Source organism: Streptomyces sp. MUM 2J (genome assembly GCF_022414535.1).
Taxonomy (GTDB): domain Bacteria; phylum Actinomycetota; class Actinomycetes; order Streptomycetales; family Streptomycetaceae; genus Streptomyces.
In genome coordinates this window covers 1-5395 of sequence record NZ_JADWYM010000088.1, presented here as the reverse complement: position 1 = coordinate 5395, position 5395 = coordinate 1, and the positions used below count along the sequence as shown (strand labels likewise).

Below are 5395 nucleotides of genomic sequence, written 5' to 3'. Positions count from 1 at the left end.
GACACCGAAGGGAAGCGCCCGGAGGAAAGCCCGAGAGGGTGAGTACGAAGGAAGCGTCCGTTCCTTGAGAACTCAACAGCGTGCCAAAAGTCAACGCCAGATATGTTGATACCCCGTCCGTCGGATGGTTTTCCGATGGTCGAGGTTCCTTTGAAATAACACAGCGAGGACGCTGTGAACCGTCCGATTGTTCCTTGGACGGTTCCGCTCCCGTGTGTGTCACCGGGATGACCCGGTCAGCATTCACGGAGAGTTTGATCCTGGCTCAGGACGAACGCTGGCGGCGTGCTTAACACATGCAAGTCGAACGATGAACCTCCTTCGGGAGGGGATTAGTGGCGAACGGGTGAGTAACACGTGGGCAATCTGCCCTGCACTCTGGGACAAGCCCTGGAAACGGGGTCTAATACCGGATACGACGCGCTCGGGCATCCGATGTGCGTGGAAAGCTCCGGCGGTGCAGGATGAGCCCGCGGCCTATCAGCTTGTTGGTGAGGTAGTGGCTTACCAAGGCGACGACGGGTAGCCGGCCTGAGAGGGCGACCGGCCACACTGGGACTGAGACACGGCCCAGACTCCTACGGGAGGCAGCAGTGGGGAATATTGCACAATGGGCGCAAGCCTGATGCAGCGACGCCGCGTGAGGGATGACGGCCTTCGGGTTGTAAACCTCTTTCAGCAGGGAAGAAGCGAGAGTGACGGTACCTGCAGAAGAAGCGCCGGCTAACTACGTGCCAGCAGCCGCGGTAATACGTAGGGCGCAAGCGTTGTCCGGAATTATTGGGCGTAAAGAGCTCGTAGGCGGCTTGTCACGTCGGATGTGAAAGCCCGGGGCTTAACCCCGGGTCTGCATTCGATACGGGCAGGCTAGAGTTCGGTAGGGGAGATCGGAATTCCTGGTGTAGCGGTGAAATGCGCAGATATCAGGAGGAACACCGGTGGCGAAGGCGGATCTCTGGGCCGATACTGACGCTGAGGAGCGAAAGCGTGGGGAGCGAACAGGATTAGATACCCTGGTAGTCCACGCCGTAAACGGTGGGCACTAGGTGTGGGCGACATTCCACGTCGTCCGTGCCGCAGCTAACGCATTAAGTGCCCCGCCTGGGGAGTACGGCCGCAAGGCTAAAACTCAAAGGAATTGACGGGGGCCCGCACAAGCGGCGGAGCATGTGGCTTAATTCGACGCAACGCGAAGAACCTTACCAAGGCTTGACATACATCGGAAACGGCCAGAGATGGTCGCCCCCTTGTGGTCGGTGTACAGGTGGTGCATGGCTGTCGTCAGCTCGTGTCGTGAGATGTTGGGTTAAGTCCCGCAACGAGCGCAACCCTTGTCCCGTGTTGCCAGCAGGCCCTTGTGGTGCTGGGGACTCACGGGAGACCGCCGGGGTCAACTCGGAGGAAGGTGGGGACGACGTCAAGTCATCATGCCCCTTATGTCTTGGGCTGCACACGTGCTACAATGGCCGGTACAATGAGCTGCGATACCGTGAGGTGGAGCGAATCTCAAAAAGCCGGTCTCAGTTCGGATTGGGGTCTGCAACTCGACCCCATGAAGTCGGAGTCGCTAGTAATCGCAGATCAGCATTGCTGCGGTGAATACGTTCCCGGGCCTTGTACACACCGCCCGTCACGTCACGAAAGTCGGTAACACCCGAAGCCGGTGGCCCAACCCCTTGGGGAGGGAGCTGTCGAAGGTGGGACTGGCGATTGGGACGAAGTCGTAACAAGGTAGCCGTACCGGAAGGTGCGGCTGGATCACCTCCTTTCTAAGGAGCACTTCTTATCAGGCCTGGCCTGGTCAGAGGCCAGTACATCGGCGAGTGTCCGATGCTGGTTGCTCATGGGTGGAACGTTGACTACTCGGCGCACTTGACCTGCTCTTCTTACCTAGTACTGCTTCGGCGTGGAACGGAAGGGGGAGGGGTGAGGGTGTCGGGCACGCTGTTGGGTGTCTGAGGGAATGATTGTTCCTTCGGTTGCCGGCCCCAGTGCACTCGGATCCTTGTGTGGGTTCGGGGTGGTGGGTGGCTGGTCGTTGTTTGAGAACTGCACAGTGGACGCGAGCATCTGTGGCCAAGTTTTTAAGGGCGCACGGTGGATGCCTTGGCACCAGGAACCGATGAAGGACGTGGGAGGCCGCGATAGTCCCCGGGGAGTCGTCAACCAGGCTTTGATCCGGGGGTTTCCGAATGGGGAAACCCGGCAGTCGTCATGGGCTGTCACCCGCTGCTGAACACATAGGCAGTGTGGAGGGAACGAGGGGAAGTGAAACATCTCAGTACCCTCAGGAAGAGAAAACAACCGTGATTCCGGGAGTAGTGGCGAGCGAAACTGGATGAGGCTAAACCATGTGTGTGTGAGACCCGGCAGGGGTTGCGCATGTGGGGTTGTGGGTTCTTTCTTCTGCGGTCTGCCGGCCGTGGGACGAGTCAGAAACCGTTGATGTAGACGAAGGGCATGCGAAAGGCCCGGCGTAGAGGGTAAGACCCCCGTAGTCGAAACGTCAGCGGCTCGTTTGATTGATACCCAAGTAGCACGGGGCCCGAGAAATCCCGTGTGAATCTGGCGGGACCACCCGCTAAGCCTAAATATTCCCTGGTGACCGATAGCGGATAGTACCGTGAGGGAATGGTGAAAAGTACCCCGGGAGGGGAGTGAAATAGTACCTGAAACCGTGTGCCTACAAGCCGTGGGAGCGTCGGAGTGTGCTTGCACATTCTCGTGACTGCGTGCCTTTTGAAGAATGAGCCTGCGAGTTTGCGGTGTGTTGCGAGGTTAACCCGGGTGGGGTAGCCGTAGCGAAAGCGAGTCCGAAGAGGGCGTTTGAGTAGCACGCTCAAGACCCGAAGCGGAGTGATCTAGCCATGGGCAGGTTGAAGCGGAGGTAAGACTTCGTGGAGGACCGAACCCACCAGGGTTGAAAACCTGGGGGATGACCTGTGGTTAGGGGTGAAAGGCCAATCAAACTCCGTGATAGCTGGTTCTCCCCGAAATGCATTTAGGTGCAGCGTCGTGTGTTTCTTGCCGGAGGTAGAGCACTGGATAGGCGATGGGCCCTACCGGGTTACTGACCTTAGCCAAACTCCGAATGCCGGTAAGTGAGAGCGCGGCAGTGAGACTGTGGGGGATAAGCTCCATGGTCGAGAGGGAAACAGCCCAGAGCATCGACTAAGGCCCCTAAGCGTACGCTAAGTGGGAAAGGATGTGGAGTCGCACAGACAACCAGGAGGTTGGCTTAGAAGCAGCCACCCTTGAAAGAGTGCGTAATAGCTCACTGGTCTAGTGATTCCGCGCCGACAATGTAGCGGGGCTCAAGCGTACCGCCGAAGTCGTGTCATTCGTATATTCGGGCTAACGCCTGTACGGATGGGTAGGGGAGCGTCGTCTGCCGGGTGAAGCAGCACCGGAAGGTAGTTGTGGACGGTTGACGAGTGAGAATGCAGGCATGAGTAGCGATACAAACGTGAGAAACGTTTGCGCCGATTGACTAAGGGTTCCTGGGTCAAGCTGATCTGCCCAGGGTAAGTCGGGACCTAAGGCGAGGCCGACAGGCGTAGTCGATGGATAACCGGTTGATATTCCGGTACCCGCTGTGGAGCGTCAAACATCGAGCATCGTGATGCTAAGGCCGTGAAGCCGCCCTGATCTCTTCGGAGTTGAGGGGAGTGGTGGAGCCGCTGAACCAAGCGGTTAGTAGGTGAGTGATGGGGTGACGCAGGAAGGTAGTCCATCCCGGGCGGTGGTTGTCCCGGGGTAAGGGTGTAGGCCGCAAGGTAGGTAAATCCGCCTTGCACGTGGCTGAGACCTGATGCCGAGCCGATTGTGGTGAAGTGGATGATCCTATGCTGTCGAGAAAAGCCTCTAGCGAGTTTCATGGCGGCCCGTACCCTAAACCGACTCAGGTGGTCAGGTAGAGAATACCGAGGCGTTCGGGTGAACTATGGTTAAGGAACTCGGCAAAATGCCCCCGTAACTTCGGGAGAAGGGGGGCCATTCCTGGTGATGGGCTGTGCGCCTTGAGCTGGGGGTGGCCGCAGAGACCAGCGAGAAGCGACTGTTTACTAAAAACACAGGTCCGTGCGAAGCCGTAAGGCGATGTATACGGACTGACGCCTGCCCGGTGCTGGAACGTTAAGGGGACCGGTTAGCTTCACTTCGGTGGGGCGAAGCTGAGAACTTAAGCGCCAGTAAACGGCGGTGGTAACTATAACCATCCTAAGGTAGCGAAATTCCTTGTCGGGTAAGTTCCGACCTGCACGAATGGCGTAACGACTTCTCGACTGTCTCAACCATAGGCCCGGTGAAATTGCACTACGAGTAAAGATGCTCGTTTCGCGCAGCAGGACGGAAAGACCCCGGGACCTTTACTACAGTTTGATATTGGTGTTCGGTTCGGCTTGTGTAGGATAGCTGGGAGACTGTGAAGCATGCACGCCAGTGTGTGTGGAGTCGTCGTTGAAATACCAGTCTGGTCGTGCTGGATGTCTAACCTGGGTCCGTGATCCGGATCAGGGACAGTGTCTGATGGGTAGTTTAACTGGGGCGGTTGCCTCCCAAAGGGTAACGGAGGCGCCCAAAGGTTCCCTCAGCCTGGTTGGCAATCAGGTGTTGAGTGTAAGTGCACAAGGGAGCTTGACTGTGAGACCGACGGGTCGAGCAGGGACGAAAGTCGGGACTAGTGATCCGGCGGTGGCTTGTGGAAGCGCCGTCGCTCAACGGATAAAAGGTACCCCGGGGATAACAGGCTGATCTTCCCCAAGAGTCCATATCGACGGGATGGTTTGGCACCTCGATGTCGGCTCGTCGCATCCTGGGGCTGGAGTCGGTCCCAAGGGTTGGGCTGTTCGCCCATTAAAGCGGTACGCGAGCTGGGTTTAGAACGTCGTGAGACAGTTCGGTCCCTATCCGCTGTGCGCGTAGGAGTCTTGAGAAGGGCTGTCCCTAGTACGAGAGGACCGGGACGGACGAACCTCTGGTGTGCCAGTTGTTCTGCCAAGGGCATGGCTGGTTGGCTACGTTCGGGAGGGATAACCGCTGAAAGCATCTAAGCGGGAAGCCTGCTTCGAGATGAGGACTCCCACCCACTTGATGGGGTAAGGCTCCCAGTAGACGACTGGGTTGATAGGCCGGATATGGAAGCCAGGTGACTGGTGGAGTTGACCGGTACTAATAGGCCGAGGGCTTGTCCTCAGTTGCTCGCGTCCACTGTGTTGGTTCTGAAACCACGAACAGTATTCACCGTGTGTGGTGGGTCTGGTTGTTTGTTTCATAGTGTTTCGGTGGTTATAGCGTGAGGGAAACGCCCGGTTACATTCCGAACCCGGAAGCTAAGCCTTACAGCGCCGATGGTACTGCAGGGGGGACCCTGTGGGAGAGTAGGACGCCGCCGAAC

General features: G+C 57.8%; 3 rRNA genes. All 3 read left to right on the top strand.

Annotated elements, in window-relative coordinates:
• The first annotated feature begins 242 nt into the window (after positions 1-242).
• The 3 genes from I3F54_RS31685 (at position 243) to rrf (ending at position 5395) form a co-directional block, all read left to right on the top strand.
• A 16S ribosomal RNA gene (locus I3F54_RS31685) occupies positions 243-1769 on the top strand.
• Positions 1770-2074: 305 nt separating this feature from the next.
• Positions 2075-5193 (top strand): 23S ribosomal RNA (locus tag I3F54_RS31680).
• Between the two features lie 85 nt (positions 5194-5278).
• A 5S ribosomal RNA gene (gene rrf, locus I3F54_RS31675) occupies positions 5279-5395 on the top strand.
• Together the 16S, 23S and 5S rRNA genes form the textbook arrangement of a ribosomal RNA operon.